This is a genomic window from Pseudonocardia parietis (assembly GCF_017876315.1).
GTDB lineage: Bacteria > Actinomycetota > Actinomycetes > Mycobacteriales > Pseudonocardiaceae > Pseudonocardia > Pseudonocardia parietis.
The window spans coordinates 2834814-2848039 of the sequence record NZ_JAGINU010000001.1; the positions used below are offsets into that span (position 1 = coordinate 2834814).

Below are 13226 nucleotides of genomic sequence, written 5' to 3' on the forward strand. Positions count from 1 at the left end.
GCTGACGTGCCCCTCGCGGCCCCGCGAGCCCGTGAGGGGCGGCGTAGCGGCGCAGCGCCGGCGCCCGGCGGCTGCGAGGGGTACCTCAGCGTCGTCCACGCGTGATCGAACTACTCCGGTGTGCCCCTCGTCGCCTGGTGTTCCGTGAACGGAGCGACCGTCGGACGCGCGTTGGCAGGTACGGATACCGTGGTGAGCGCGGTCGGAGGCTCGGCCGTCGTCGTCGTGAGAGGTCCCCATGAGTACCGCAGCATCTGCCCGTCCCTGCTTCCACCTCGCCGTCCCCGTCGACGATCTGGCGGCCGCACGGCATTTCTACGGCGGGGTCCTGGGGCTCCCCGAGGGTCGCTCGTCGGAGGCCTGGGTGGACTGGGACTTCCACGGTCACCAGGTCGTCACGCACGTCGCGCCGCGGTCCGCCGCGCCGGCGCACAACCCGGTCGACGGGCACGACGTCCCGGTCCCGCACTTCGGGCTGGTCCTGTCCGTCCCGGCGTTCCACGAGCTCGCGGACCGGCTGCGCGCGGCGGGCACGACGTTCGTCATCGAGCCGTACCAACGCTTCGCGGGCGAGCCGGGGGAGCAGTGGACGATGTTCTTGACCGACCCCGCCGGCAACAACCTCGAGTTCAAGGCGTTCGCCGACGAGTCGCAGATCTTCGCGAAGTAGAGGAGTTGGCGGTTGGTCCGGATGGGGGTCGGGTGGAACCGGACGGACCTCGTGTACGACAGTGACGGTATGACCTGTCAGCAGTGCCGCGAGGTCGTGTCCGCGTCCCTGGACGGGGAGGCCGGCGCGGCGGAGCGTGCGGCCGCGGATGCGCACCTCGCCGGGTGTGCGGCGTGCCGTGCCTACGAGCTGGAGGCCGGGTCCGTCGCCCGGCTCGCCCGGGTCCGGCCCGCCGAGCACGTTCCGGACATCGCGGGAGCACTGCTGGCGTCCCTCGGCATCGTGGAACGGGAACCCCAGCGTGTCCCGGCGGCACCGGAACTGAGCTGCCTGCCCGGGGGCTGCTGCGACAGCGCCGCGACCGATGCGGAGGAGGCCGGCTCGGTGTGCGGCTGCCTCGCCACCTGCGGCTGCGGCTGCCAGGACGGCGCACCGTGCCGCTGCGGGATCAGGGCCGCCTGACCACGTCCCCGCCCCGGCTCTGACCCCGGCACCGTCCCCGGCCTCGGCCCGGCTCTGACCTCGAACCCGGCCCCGGCCCCGGCCCCGACTCTGATCCCGTCACCGTCACCGATCACCGATCACCGATCACCGATCACCGACCACCGACCACCGACCCGGCCCCGTCACCGTCACCGACCCGGCCCCGTCACCGACCACCGACCCGGCCCCGACACCGGCACCGGCCACCGACCCGGCCCCGGCCCCGGCACCGGCACCAGCCACCGACCCGGCCCCGACACCGACCCGCCTCGCCACCGGCGGCCCCGTGCCGATGCTGCCGAGCCGCCGGCTCCACACGTACCGTGGCTGCGGACACGAGGGAGGTCGGCCCATGACGAGCACCCCGCTCGACGAGGACACACGTGCGCGCCACCTCGTCGAGGCCGAGCGCAACGCGATCGCCCTGTTCGACGAGGCCACCCGACGGGGCCTGATCGCGCCCGGCGCGACCGAAGGTGCCGTCAGCGACCGGGTGCGGGACCTCGGCGCGGAGCTCTTCGGCACCGACCGGCACTGGCACAAGCGCATCGTCCGGGCCGGGGAGAACACGCTGGCGCCGTACCGGGAGAACCCGCCGGACCGCGTGATCGACCGCGACGACATCGTGTTCGTCGACCTCGGCCCGATCTTCGCCGAGTGGGAGGCGGACGTCGGCCGCACGTTCGTGCTGGGCGACGACCCGGTGAAGCTCCGCCTGCGCGACGACCTTCCGCGCATCTGGGAGGCCGGGTGGGCGCACTTCGAGGCGAACCCCGACATCAGCGGGGCCGAGCTGTACGCGCACGTCGTCGGGCTGGCGGAGGCCGCGGGCTGGGCGTTCGGCGGGCCGCACAGCGGGCACCTGGTCGGCGAGTTCCCGCACGAGTTCGTCGACGGCGAGCGGATCGAGAGCTACATCGCCCCCGGCAGTGACCACCCGATGCGTCGGCTCGACCCGTCCGGCCGCCGCTGCCACTGGATCCTGGAGATCCATCTCGTCGACCGCGAGCGGCGAATCGGCGGGTTCTTCGAGCAACTGCTCACCCTGCGGCACTGACCGGACGAACGCGCCCGGGCCGCGCAGCAGGCCGAACACGTGACAAGATGCACGTCATCCCGCGAGGATGAGGACGACCCGATGAGTGAACGGCGCACCTCCGGCCCTGAAGCGACGGCCGAGCTGGAGAAGGAGCTGACCCGCATCGCCTGGCGCGTCGAGCGCTGGATCGACCCCGGGCCGTCCGCCGTCGTCGCGGGAGCCGCGGTCGCCGCGGTGACGGCGTCGCTGTTGATGCCCTGGTCGGATCGCTACGCCGGCTGGCAGGTGCTGGCCGGGCACGCCGGGATGGGCCCACTGCCCCGGCTGTTCACCCTGGTCGCGGTCGCCGGGCTGGTCGTCTCCGTGCTCGCGCTGCTCATCCGGTTCTGGCCGCTCGCCTGGGCCGCGGCGACGATCAGCGCGGTCGGTGCCCTCAGCGGGTTGTGGGCGCTCTGGTCGCAACAGACGAGCGCCGCGGACGCCGACATCGGGCCCGGTCTGGTCATCACCGTGCTGGGCTTCTGCATCCTGTTCGCGACCTGGGCGCGGATCGTCGTGGCGGCACACCCGCGGGCCGGGAAGACACCACCGGCCTGATCGCCGGCTCGTGCCCTCGTCAAGGAACGTCGGTGTGGGAAGCGGACGCCTGGGGCCGGCGAGTTCCGTGCCGAACGTTCCTCGACAGGACACTAGGTCCGGGTCCACCGGCCGAGCACCATGAGGGTGCGGGTGCCGGTGATCGTCCCCGTCCGCCGCAACCGGTCGATGACCTCCTGCAGGTGCTCGAGATCGCGCACCCGTACCTGGACGAGTGCGTCCAGGTCACCGGCGACGGTGTAGACGGCCTGCACCTCGGGCTGGCGCGACGCCGTCTCGACGATGTCTCCGACGCTGGTCGTGCCGGCGTAGCGGACCTCGCTGAACGCCTCGACCGCCCAGCCGAGCTTCTTGTGGTCGACCTGGACGGTGAAGCCGGTGATCACCCCGGTCTCGCGCAGCCGGTCGATCCGGCGCTTCGTCGCGGCCGTGGACAGCCCGACCCGGCCGGCCATGTCGGCGAAGGTGCGGCGACCGTCCTCGTGCAACAGGCGCAGCAGAGCGTGGTCGATGTCGTCGACCTCGATGTCGGGCACGGGGCCTCCTGCGCAACGGATCGTCGATCGTATGACGGCTGGACTCTATCCGTTGCGTGTTGCCGACGAGTTTCGCGGACTGTGTTGCGGCGTGGTCGCGGTCACGCTGTCCTGGTGGTGCCGCGCCGGAGGCTGCGGGCCGGGCATCGGGGCCCGCGCACCACCATCGACCCGCGAGGAGCCGACGATGACCGGTCCCACCGACGCCCCCGTGACCCTGGACGACAAGTCCGTGGCCCGTGACGGCAAGACCGTGACCGTCGACGAGAAGGCCGTGACCGTCGACGGCAAGTCCGTGACCCTCGACGGCAAGTCCGTGACCCTCGACGACAAGTACACAGCGACCGGCGGCCGAGCCCCGATGACCGGTGTGCAGGCCCTCGTCCGGCTCACCCTGGAGCAGTCCCGTCTCGACGGGGCGCGCGGGCTGGACACCGCGTCGTTCGTCTCCGGGTACCAGGGCTCCCCGCTCGGCGGCCTGGACGCCGAGTTCGGCCGGGCCCGTCGCCATCTCGACGAGGCCGGCATCGTCTTCCGGGCCGGGCTGAACGAGGAGCTGGCCGCGACCGCCGTCGCCGGCACCCAGATGCTCGACGCCGTCCCGGGGCGGCGGCACGACGGCGTCGTCGGGTACTGGTACGGCAAGAACCCCGGCCTGGACCGGGCCGCCGACGCGATCCGGCACGGCAACCTGGCCGGCACCGCGCGGCTCGGCGGTGCCGTCGCGATCATCGGCGACGACCCGTCCTGCAAGTCGTCCACGGTGCCCAGCTCGTGCGAGCCGATGGCGCAGAGTCTCGGCCTGCCGCTGCTCGCGCCCGGCTCGGTCGCCGAGGTCGTCGAGCTCGGGCTGCACGCTGTCGCGATGTCCCGCGCCACCGGCCTCTGGACCGGATTGAAGATCGTCGCCGACGTCGCGGACGCGTCGTCCACCATCGACCTCGGCGCGCTGCACCCGGACCTGCTCGGGATCCCGCGCCCGCCCGCCACCGGCCGTGCCCAGAGTGGTCCGCTGGTCGGCCCGGCCGCGGTGGAGGCCGAGCACGACCAGCTGACCCGCCGCCTCGACCTCGCCCGCCAGTACGCCCGCGAGGCGGGGCTCAACCGGGTCACCTTCGACTCGCGGCACCCGCGGCTGGGAATCCTCGCCTCCGGCACCGGCTACGCGACCGTGCTCCGCGCGCTTGACGACCTCGGTCTCGGCGAGGGCGAGCTCGACGCGCTCGGCATCCGGCTGATCCGGCTCGCGATGCCGTTCCCGATCGACCGCGACGCGCTCGCCGGGCTCGTCGACGGTGTCGGCGAGGTCCTCGTCATCGAGGACAAGGTGCCGTTCCTGGAGGGGCACCTGCGCGACGCCCTCTACGGCGGCACGCACCAGCCGCTGATCACCGGGCGGCGCGACGACCGCGGGCGCCCCCTGCTGCCCGCTCGTGGCCAGCTGTCCGCGGAGGAGGTCGCCCGCGCCGTCGCCGCCCGGCTGACCGCCGGCGGTGCCGAGCTGCCGGCGCGGGCCCACGAGCACCTGGACGCACTGGCCCCGCCGAAGCGGTCCCGGATCGATCTCGGTGTCACGACGGCCGCCGACCTGGGGAGCCGCACGCCGTACTTCTGCTCCGGCTGCCCGCACAACACCTCGACCCGCACCGGCGACGACACGCTCGTCGGGGTCGGTATCGGCTGCCACGCGATGATCGCCCTCGACGGCGGGCACCGCGGCCGCCAGATCGGGCTGACCCAGATGGGCGGCGAGGGTGCCCAGTGGTTCGGGCTCGCGCCGTTCACCGACGACCGCACCCTCGTCCAGAACCTGGGCGACGGCACGTTCCACCACTCCGGCTCGCTGGCGATCCGCGCGGCCGTCGCCGCCGGCGTCACGATGACCTACAAGCTGCTCTACAACGACGCCGTCGCCATGACCGGCGGGCAGCGCGCCGAGGGCCGGATGGCGGTCCCCGAGATCACCCGCTCGCTCGCCGTCGAGGGAGTGCGGCGGATCGTGGTCACCACCGACGAGCCGAAACGGTACCGGGGGATCGCGCTGGACCCGATCGCGTCGGTCCGGCACCGCGACGACCTGGCGGACGTCGAGTCCGAGCTGGGCGCGGTCGACGGCGTGACCGTCCTGATCCACGACGACCGCTGCGCCGCCGAGGAGCGACGGTTGCGCAAGCGCGGGAAGCTTCCCACCCCCGCCGAGAAGGTCGTGGTCAACGAACGGGTCTGCGAGGGCTGCGGCGACTGCGGGGACAAGAGCACCTGCCTGTCGGTGCTGCCGGTCGAGACGGAGTTCGGCCGCAAGACGCGCATCCACCAGCCGTCGTGCAACTCGGACTTCTCCTGCCTCAAGGGCGACTGCCCGTCGTTCCTGCTGGTCGAGCCCGGAACCCGGCCCCGCCGCGAGATTCCCGCGCTGCCGGTCGCGCTGACCGAGCCGCAGCCGCGGGTCGACGGCGACACCACGCTCATCCGGATGCCCGGCATCGGCGGCACCGGCGTCGTGACCGCGTCGGCGATCCTGCAGATGGCCGCGCACCTCGACGGGTTGTGCGCCGCCGGTCTGGAACAGGTCGGGCTGGCGCAGAAGGGCGGCCCGGTCGTCTCCGACGTCCGGATCTCCAAGCAGCCCGTCGCGGGCATCCTGCGTGCCTCGAAGGGCACCGCCGACGTCCTGATCGGGATGGACGTGGTCGGCACGGCCGCCGACACCAACCTCGCCGTCGCCCGCCCCGGGCACACCGTCGCCGTCGTCAACACCTCGCTGATGCCGACCGCGGCGATGGTCACCGGCCGCGTCGTGCTGCCGGGATCCACCGAGGACGCCGTCGAGCGGATCGGTGCCGTGACCCGGGACCTGTTGGCCGTCGACGCACAGACGCTCGCCGAGGCGCTGTTCGACGACCACCTCCCGACGAACATGCTGCTGCTCGGCGCCGCCTACCAGCACGGCGTGCTGCCGCTGTCGGTCGAGGCCATCGAGGAGGCGATCGCGCTGAACGGGGCCGCGGTGGAGCGGACGCTGACCGCGTTCCGCTGGGGCCGCGCCGCCGCACTCGACCCCGCCGCGGTCCGGGCCGCGCTGCTCACACCGCAGCCGGCCACCGTCGCGGTCGACCGGGCGGCTGGGGAGCTCGCCCGGTCGACCGCCGCCGGGGACCCGGACCTCGAGCAGCTGCTCGAGGTCCGGATCGCCGACCTGACCGGCTACCAGGACGCCGGGTACGCCCGGCGCTACGCCGAGGAGGTCCGCCGGGTCGCGGCGCTCGCCACCGCCCGCGCCGGCGAGCAGGCCGGCTCGCGGATCGGTACCGCCTACGCCCGCGGGCTGCACGCGCTGATGGCCTACAAGGACGAGTACGAGGTCGCCCGGTTGCACCTCGACCCGGTCGAGGTCGCCCGCCGGGAGGCCGAGTACGGGCCCGACGCGAAGGTCTCGGTCATGCTGCACCCGCCGTTCCTGCGCGCGCTGGGAATGGGCAAGATCAAGATCGACGGTCGGGTGGCGCGACCGGCGTTCACGGCGCTGCGCGCGGCACGACGGTTGCGCGGCACCGCGCTGGACGTGTTCGGCTACGCCGGGGTCCGGCGGGTCGAGCGGGAGCTGGTGGGGGAGTACCAGGCCGTGGTGCGCACCGCGCTGGAATCCCTCGACGCGAGCACCACGGACGAGGTGGTGGCGGTCGCGGAGACCGCGTCGCTGGTGAAGGGCTACGAGGACGTGAAGCTCGCCGGCGTCGAACGGTTCCGCGCCGAGGCGGCGACGCGTATGGGAGCCCTGCGGAGCTGAAGCCCCCGGGCCGCCCCGCCGGGGCCCCGGGCGCCTACGCCGGCCGCGCCCGGACACCGGCTGATCACCGGTTGAGGAGTGCGCCGTACGCGTAGCGTTCGCGGCACTCCACAACCGGTGATCATGAGGATCCTTCCCCCTGACCACGGAGGGCCGGGGGCTACTTCAGGAGCTTGTGCACCTCGCGGAACCGCGGGTGCCTCGCGTCGGCCAGCCATTCGAACAGCACCATCTCCGAGGTCACGATCTCGGCGCCGGCCGCGCGGGCGCGCTCCAGCGCGACGGCCTTGTCGTCGGGGTCGCGGGACCCGACGGCGTCGGCCACGATCAGGACCCGGTGGCCGTCGCCGGCGAGGTGCAGCGCGGTCTGCAGCACGCACACGTGCGCCTCCGCGCCGCTCATGACGATCTCCGAGCGACCGGGCGGGACGAGGCCGCTCTCGTCGGCGCCGAACCGGGTCTTCGGCATGACCAGGTGCGGGTAGCCGGCGAGCTGCTCGACGGTCGGCCCGAGCTTCTCCGGGGCCTGCTCGGTGGCCAGCACCGGCACGCCGAGCAGGGTCGCCGCCTCGCCGAGACGGGCGGCCCGGGCGATCACCTTGTCGCCGTCGTGGATCGCCGGCATCAGGCGTTGTTGCAGGTCGACCAGGAGCAGTACGGCGTTGGCGGCGGTCATCAGCACGCCGCCGAGGCTAACGCGGGCCGGACGCGCCCGTTGCGCGTGGCGGCCCGGACGCTCGGCCTCGGCTGACCACTGCTCCCGGCTCCTCGGGGCGCTACCCTCGGCGCCGTGGCGCAGCAGCTGATGCCGGCGGCGTTCTTCGGGCACGGCAACCCGATGAACGCGATCGAGACGAACCGCTACACCGAGGCCTGGCGCCGGTTCGGCGAGACGGTGCCACGCCCGCGGGCGATCCTGGTGATCTCCGCGCACTGGTACGTCAACGCCACCGCGGTGACCGCGATGCCGCGGCCGCGCACCATCCACGACTTCTACGGCTTCCCACGGGAGTTGTTCGAGGTCCAGTACCCGGCGCCGGGCCTGCCCGAGCTCTACGACGAGGTCGCCGAGATCGTGAAGCCGACCTGGGTCGGTGCCGACGCCGACAGCTGGGGCATCGACCACGGCACCTGGTCGGTGCTGGTGCACGCCTTCCCGGACGCGTCGATCCCGGTCGTCCAGCTGTCGATCAACGCCGAGAAGCCGCTCGACTACCACCTCGACCTCGGCGCCCGGCTGGCCCGGCTGCGCGAGACCGGGGTGCTGGTCGTGGCCAGCGGCAACGTCGTGCACAACCTGGGCGGGGTCGATTTCGGCCGGCCGGATCTCGGCTACGACTGGGCACAGCGGTTCGACGACGCCGCACGCGAGCTGATGACCGAGCGTCCGGCGGAGTTCGCGACGCTGGACCGGCACGGGGACTACCGGCTCGCCGTGCCGACCCAGGACCACTTCATCCCGGCCCTGTACCTCGCGGGGCTCGCCTCGGCCGACCGCGGTGAGCGCCCGCAGGTGCTGGTCGAGGGCTACGCCTACGGGTCGCTGTCGATGACGGCCTATACCGTGGGGCTGCACTGCCCGCCGGGGCCGGAGAGCGACGCCGGAGCGCCCGCCACGGCACCGCAGGCGCCCCCGGAGTCGTCGAACATCTGACGGGTCAGTCCGTCGAGGCCCGGATCACCCGGTTCAGTACCTCGCGGAGCTCCTCCAGCTCGGCGAGCGGCAGGCCGAGACGCTCGACGATCGCGGGCGGGATCGCCTCGGCGCGTGCGCGCAGGGCGCGGCCGTCCTCGGTCAGGGTCACGGCGAGTGTCCGCTCGTTGCCGGGCACTCGGCGCCGGTCCACCAGCCCGGCCGACTCCAGGCGCTTGAGCAGGGGGGAGAGCGTTCCCGGGTCGAGGGCGAGCTCGCCCGCCAGGTCGCCGACCGACCGCGGCGACCGCTCCCACAGCGCGAGCAGCACCAGGTACTGGGGATGGGTCAGCCCCATCGGCTCGAGCAGCGGCCGGTACAGCGCGATCACGTTCCGCGAGGCGACGGCCAGCGCGAAGCAGACCTGGCGGTCGAGGCGAAGCAGGTCGGTCCCGGTCTCGGTGTCGCTGTCCACGATACTTATCGTACACTGTTGGGGCACCAAGAATTGGAGGGCCAACAATGGATCAGCCGATCCGGCCGAACCCGCTGCGCTGGCTGCTGTACGCCGTCGGCGCCGGGCTGCCCGCCCGGCACCACACCTGGGTGCTGCACGACGTGACGACCCGGACCTGGCAGTGGCGCCACCTCGGCCGGGTCACCGTGCAGCTGGCACCGATCGGGGTCGTGCTGTTCCTGCTGATCCCCGGCCCGGTCTACGTGAAGGCGCTGTCGGTGCTCGCCGGTGCGTTGCTGGGCTACTTCTACGGCTCGGCCTACATGTACGAGTCGGTCGAGCACCGGGTGGCGAAGGCCGGCTACCCGGTCGGGCACGCCGCCGCCGTGCGCGCCGCGGCCGACGAGGGCGGCCGGGCCCAGGCCCGGGAACGCTACGAACGCCGCTGGCGCGACTGAGCGTCCCCGGGCGGCGGGCCCGGCCTCGCCGTCAGCCCAGCAGTGGCTTCACCTTCGTGCCGAAGTCGTGCACGCCCTGCTCGAAGTCGTCGAAGGTGAACATCATTCCCTTCACCCCCGGCATCTTCGCGACCTGGTCGATCTGCCGCGCGACCGTCTCGTGGCTGCCGACCAGCGTCGCCATGTTGAAGTTGACCGCCCCCTCCGGGAGGTTGATCATCCGCGCGGTACCGCCGTCGTCCGTGCCGGCGTCCCGGCCGCCCTCGTCGGACATGTAGCCCAGCGCCGCGGCGTCGGCACCGGCGTTGTAGGAGGCCCACTTGGCCTGGGCCTCCTCATCGGTGTCGGCCATGATCGCCATGAACAGCGGCATCGATCCGACGTCGCGCCCGGTCGCCGCGGCGGCCTTGGCCAGGCGCTGGGTCGACTCGCGGTAGACCTCCGGGTCGTTGACGCCGGGGTGCAGCACGAAGTTGTAGTCGCCGTACTCGGCGACCATCCGCATCCCGCGGTCGGACTGGCCGGCGCAGACGATGTCCACGTGGCCCGACGGCTGGGGCGAGAGCACGCAGTCGTTCATCGTGAAGTACTCGCCCTGCAGGTCGGAGCGACCCCGCTCGAACAGGTCGCGCAGCACCCGGACGTACTCGGTGGAGTAGTCGTAGCGGTAGTTGAAGTAGTCGTCGCCGGGCCACAGGCCCATCTGGTCGTACTCGCCCTTGGCCCAGCCGGACACGATGTTGATCCCGAACCGGCCCGGTGCGATCGAGTCGATCGTGGTGGCCATCCGGGCGACCAGTGCCGGCGGCAGGGTGAGCACGGCGGTGGAGGCATAGAGCTTGATCCGATCGGTGACCGCCGCCAGCCCGGCCATCAGGGTGAACGACTCCAGGTTGTGGTCCCAGAACTCGGTCTTCCCGCCGAAGCCGCGCAGCTTGATCATCGACAGGGCGAACGCGAAGCCCTGCCGTTCGGCCTCCTGCACGACACGCTTGTTCAGGTCGAACGACGGCATGTACTGGGGGCTGTTCTCCGAGATCAGCCAGCCGTTGTTGCCGATGGGGATGAAGACACCGAAGTCCACGGGGGAGTCCTTCCGGTCGAGGATCAGCCGGCCGCGTCGGGCCGGACGGCAGGGGCGGAACGCAGTACGGGAGCCACCTCGCGGGCGAGCAGCTCCAGTGAGGCGAGCGAGTCGTCGACCGGCATGCCGGCCCAGTCGGTGCGGAGTACGAAGTGGTCGACGCCGAGCTCGTCGCGCCACGGCAGCAGCGCCGCGAGGCAGTCCTCCGGTGAGCCCACCACGAACCGGTCGTGGGCGAGGTCGTCGTAACCTGCCCGGAACGAGTCCTTTCCGGGCAGGACACGATCCTGGCCCCAGTCGGCGTAGACCTGGTACTTCGCGGCCAGGTGCGGCCGGGCCAGCTCCACGGCGCGCTCGCGGGTGGGGGCGCAGTAGACCTCGCGCATCAGCGGCAGCTCACCGAGCGGCCCGCGGCCGGCGTCGGCCCGCTCGGTGTGGAACAGCTCGAGCTGACGGCGCACGGTGCCGGCGGTGGCGTGCGGGTTTATCATCCAGGTGTCGGCCAGCCGGGCCGCCCGGCGGACCGCGGCGTCGGAGTTGGCGGCCATCCACACCGGTGGCGACGACGCGGGCCGGGTCGTCGCCGCGACGCCGTCCAGCCGGCACCAGGGCAGGTCGGCGTGCACCGGCTCGCCGGACCACAGCTCGCGCACGATCCGCAGGTTCTCGGTGAACCGGCGGACCTTCTCCCCGGGCGGGATCCCGAACGCGGCGTACTCGGTCTCGCGGTAGCCCAGTCCGACGCCGAACACCGACCGGCCGCCCGCCACGACGTCCAGGCCGGCGTAGTTCTCCGCGGTGTCCACCGGGTTGTGCAGCGCCAGCAGATGGATGCCGGTGCCGATCCGCATCCCGCCCGCGTCCGCGGCGAGCCGGGCCAGCCACGGCAGCGGCTGGATGTGGGAGAACGAGTCGGGCAGGTGGTGCTGCCCGGCGAACACCGAGTCGAGGCCGCCGTCGCGGGCGGCCCGTACCAGCCGCAGCTGCTCGTCCAGGGCGACCAGCGGGTCCCGGCCCGCGGGCTGCTGGTGGGTGAGGAACACCCCCACCTGGACGGGCCGGTCAGCCACGGCAGGCCTCGGCGAAGTCGGCGGCCGGGGTGTCGTCGCCGAGCCCGAGCACCGCCTCCTGGACCCGGTCGGCGACGGCGGTCGGTGCGACCCGGCCGATCGTGTCCCGGAACTTGGCGACGATCTCGTCGTTGGTGAGCGGGCGCTCCTCGTGGCCGCGGTTGATCTGCTCGCGGTGCCGCAGCACCCGGCCGTCCGCGAGCTCGATCTCGACGGCTCCGGAGTAGGCGGCGGGGAAGGCGCTGTCCTCGTCCTCGGAGACCCGCACCTTCTGGGCCAGGTCGAGCACGGCCCGGTCGGCGAGCGCCTCGTCCTCCAGCTCGGCGAGGGTGAACCGGCCGCGGGTCAGCGTCGTCGCGACCACGTAGGGCAGGCTGAACTTGGCGTCGTACTCGTCGCGCGGGGCCCACTTCGCCTCCGGCGGCTCGCAGACGACCTTGCCCGGGACCGGGTGGATCGCGCAGCGGATCTCGGTGATCGCCGTGTCGCCGATCTCCGGCCGCAGCGTGAGGGCGGCGTCGGCGAAGGCGTGGATGAAGTGGCAGATCGGGTAGGGCTTCACCGCGGTCCGCATCAGCTCCCAGGTCTGCCCCAGCTCGGTGCCGACCGCCTCGGGCCGGCTCTCCCGCCCGGCCAGGTGGGTGTTGTAGAGGCCGAACCGTCCCTCGTAGACCTCCGGCGGACCGCTCCAGCCTGCCTTCGCGAACCCGGCGGCGGTCAGCCCCGACATCGCCGCCCAGCCGGGGTGCAGACGCTTGGTCCAGGAGCCGTCGGCGAGGAACTCCAGCAGGCCGGCGCTCATCGACCCGACGACGCCCTGTGCCCGGGCGAGCCCGGCCGCGTCCAGCCCGGTGACCTTGCCGGCCGCGACCGCGGACCCGAACGCCCCGGCCACCGCGGTGGGATGGAAGCCGACGTCGTGGAAACCGCCCGCGCCGCCGATGCCGACCCGGGCCGAGACCTCGACGCCGAGCACGTAGGCCAGCAGCAGCGTCCGGGTGTCCGCGCCGGCCGAGATCGCGGCCGCCAGCGCCGCGGGCAGCGCGGCCGCCGAGACGTGCGTGACCGCCGGGATGTGCGTGTCGTCGAAGTCCATGCCGTGGATCAGCACGCCGTTGAGCACCGCTGCGTCGCGGGCCGGGAGGCGGTCCGCCATGCCGAGTACCGGCTGCTCGCCGGCGCCGCCGAAGGCGGACAGCGCCTGCAGCGCGACGGCGGGGAAGGGGTACGCGGTGGAGGCGAACGCCAGGCCGACAGCGTCCAGCACCAGGTGCCGCGCCCGCTCCAGCACCTCCGGGGGGACGTCGTCGAGCGTGGTGCGTGCGGCGAACTCACCCACCGTGCCGGACAGGGTGGTGGTGCTCGGCGGGGCCGGGCTCAGGGTCATCGGTGACCTCCAGTCGGTGGCGAGA

General features: G+C 73.0%; 13 protein-coding genes. 7 read left to right on the top strand and 6 right to left on the bottom strand.

The genetic code is table 11. The annotated features are described in order from the left end of the window. The first annotated feature begins 238 nt into the window (after nt 1-238). From JOF36_RS13400 to JOF36_RS13415, 4 genes are all read left to right on the top strand, one after another. The gene (locus tag JOF36_RS13400; protein ID WP_210027102.1) at nt 239-670 is read left to right on the top strand and encodes a VOC family protein; all 432 of its coding nucleotides are present in this window, start codon (nt 239-241) and stop codon (nt 668-670) included. 69 nt (nt 671-739) lie between these two features. Further along, nucleotides 740-1132 (top strand): zf-HC2 domain-containing protein, encoded by a 393-nt coding sequence (locus JOF36_RS13405; RefSeq protein ID WP_210027104.1) that lies wholly within the window; start codon nt 740-742, stop codon nt 1130-1132. 373 nt (nt 1133-1505) lie between these two features. Next, nucleotides 1506-2210, top strand: a complete 705-nt coding sequence (locus JOF36_RS13410) for a M24 family metallopeptidase (RefSeq protein ID WP_210027105.1) — start codon at nt 1506-1508, stop codon at nt 2208-2210. A gap of 81 nt (nt 2211-2291) precedes the next feature. Continuing rightward, nucleotides 2292-2789, top strand: a complete 498-nt coding sequence (locus JOF36_RS13415; protein WP_210027106.1) for an Rv2732c family membrane protein — start codon at nt 2292-2294, stop codon at nt 2787-2789. A gap of 92 nt (nt 2790-2881) precedes the next feature. On the opposite strand, the gene JOF36_RS13420 is transcribed toward JOF36_RS13415, so the two are convergent. Next, nucleotides 2882-3325, bottom strand: a complete 444-nt coding sequence (locus tag JOF36_RS13420) for an Lrp/AsnC family transcriptional regulator (RefSeq protein WP_210027107.1) — start codon at nt 3323-3325, stop codon at nt 2882-2884. 187 nt (nt 3326-3512) lie between these two features. Between JOF36_RS13420 and JOF36_RS13425 the strand changes: the two genes are divergently transcribed. Beyond that, on the top strand, nt 3513-7112 hold the full coding sequence (locus JOF36_RS13425; protein ID WP_210027108.1) for an indolepyruvate ferredoxin oxidoreductase family protein: 3600 nt from the start codon (nt 3513-3515) through the stop codon (nt 7110-7112). Nucleotides 7113-7272: 160 nt separating this feature from the next. On the opposite strand, the gene JOF36_RS13430 is transcribed toward JOF36_RS13425, so the two are convergent. Next, on the bottom strand, nt 7273-7788 hold the full coding sequence (locus tag JOF36_RS13430) for an isochorismatase family protein (RefSeq protein WP_245351886.1): 516 nt from the start codon (nt 7786-7788) through the stop codon (nt 7273-7275). Nucleotides 7789-7902: 114 nt separating this feature from the next. Between JOF36_RS13430 and ygiD the strand changes: the two genes are divergently transcribed. Then, entirely contained in the window at nt 7903-8766 is an 864-nt protein-coding gene (ygiD, locus tag JOF36_RS13435) for a 4,5-DOPA-extradiol-dioxygenase (protein ID WP_307862362.1), read from the top strand. 4 nt (nt 8767-8770) lie between these two features. Here the strand turns inward: ygiD and JOF36_RS13440 are convergent, their stop codons facing one another. Beyond that, nucleotides 8771-9220 (bottom strand): MarR family winged helix-turn-helix transcriptional regulator, encoded by a 450-nt coding sequence (locus tag JOF36_RS13440; RefSeq protein WP_307862363.1) that lies wholly within the window; start codon nt 9218-9220, stop codon nt 8771-8773. Nucleotides 9221-9267: 47 nt separating this feature from the next. On the opposite strand from JOF36_RS13440, the gene JOF36_RS13445 reads away from it, so the two are divergent. Further along, the gene (locus JOF36_RS13445; protein ID WP_210027111.1) at nt 9268-9660 is read left to right on the top strand and encodes a DUF5313 family protein; all 393 of its coding nucleotides are present in this window, start codon (nt 9268-9270) and stop codon (nt 9658-9660) included. A gap of 31 nt (nt 9661-9691) precedes the next feature. Here JOF36_RS13445 and rutA read toward each other — a convergent pair whose 3' ends face one another. From rutA to JOF36_RS13460, 3 genes are read right to left on the bottom strand one after another with little or no spacing between them, the layout of a single operon-like run. Further along, the gene (gene rutA / locus JOF36_RS13450) at nt 9692-10744 is read right to left on the bottom strand and encodes a pyrimidine utilization protein A (protein WP_210027113.1); all 1053 of its coding nucleotides are present in this window, start codon (nt 10742-10744) and stop codon (nt 9692-9694) included. A gap of 23 nt (nt 10745-10767) precedes the next feature. Then, a complete protein-coding gene (locus JOF36_RS13455; protein ID WP_210027114.1) occupies nt 10768-11814 on the bottom strand; it encodes an LLM class flavin-dependent oxidoreductase in 1047 nt (348 codons plus the stop codon). Then, the gene (locus tag JOF36_RS13460; protein ID WP_210027115.1) at nt 11807-13201 is read right to left on the bottom strand and encodes an MmgE/PrpD family protein; all 1395 of its coding nucleotides are present in this window, start codon (nt 13199-13201) and stop codon (nt 11807-11809) included. The genes JOF36_RS13455 and JOF36_RS13460 overlap by 8 nt, the downstream gene beginning before the upstream one ends. Between the last annotated feature and the right edge of the window lie 25 nt (nt 13202-13226).

Bases quoted from the DNA above. Each gene is read 5' to 3' on its own strand.
- JOF36_RS13400 (WP_210027102.1), top strand. From the start codon at position 239: ATGAGTACCGCAGCATCTGCCCGTCCCTGCTTCCACCTCGCCGTCCCC.
- JOF36_RS13405 (WP_210027104.1), top strand. From the start codon at position 740: ATGACCTGTCAGCAGTGCCGCGAGGTCGTGTCCGCGTCCCTGGACGGG.
- JOF36_RS13410 (WP_210027105.1), top strand. From the start codon at position 1,506: ATGACGAGCACCCCGCTCGACGAGGACACACGTGCGCGCCACCTCGTC.
- JOF36_RS13415 (WP_210027106.1), top strand. From the start codon at position 2,292: ATGAGTGAACGGCGCACCTCCGGCCCTGAAGCGACGGCCGAGCTGGAG.
- JOF36_RS13425 (WP_210027108.1), top strand. From the start codon at position 3,513: ATGACCGGTCCCACCGACGCCCCCGTGACCCTGGACGACAAGTCCGTG.
- JOF36_RS13430 (WP_245351886.1), bottom strand. From the start codon at position 7,788: ATGACCGCCGCCAACGCCGTACTGCTCCTGGTCGACCTGCAACAACGC.
- JOF36_RS13445 (WP_210027111.1), top strand. From the start codon at position 9,268: ATGGATCAGCCGATCCGGCCGAACCCGCTGCGCTGGCTGCTGTACGCC.
- JOF36_RS13460 (WP_210027115.1), bottom strand. From the start codon at position 13,201: ATGACCCTGAGCCCGGCCCCGCCGAGCACCACCACCCTGTCCGGCACG.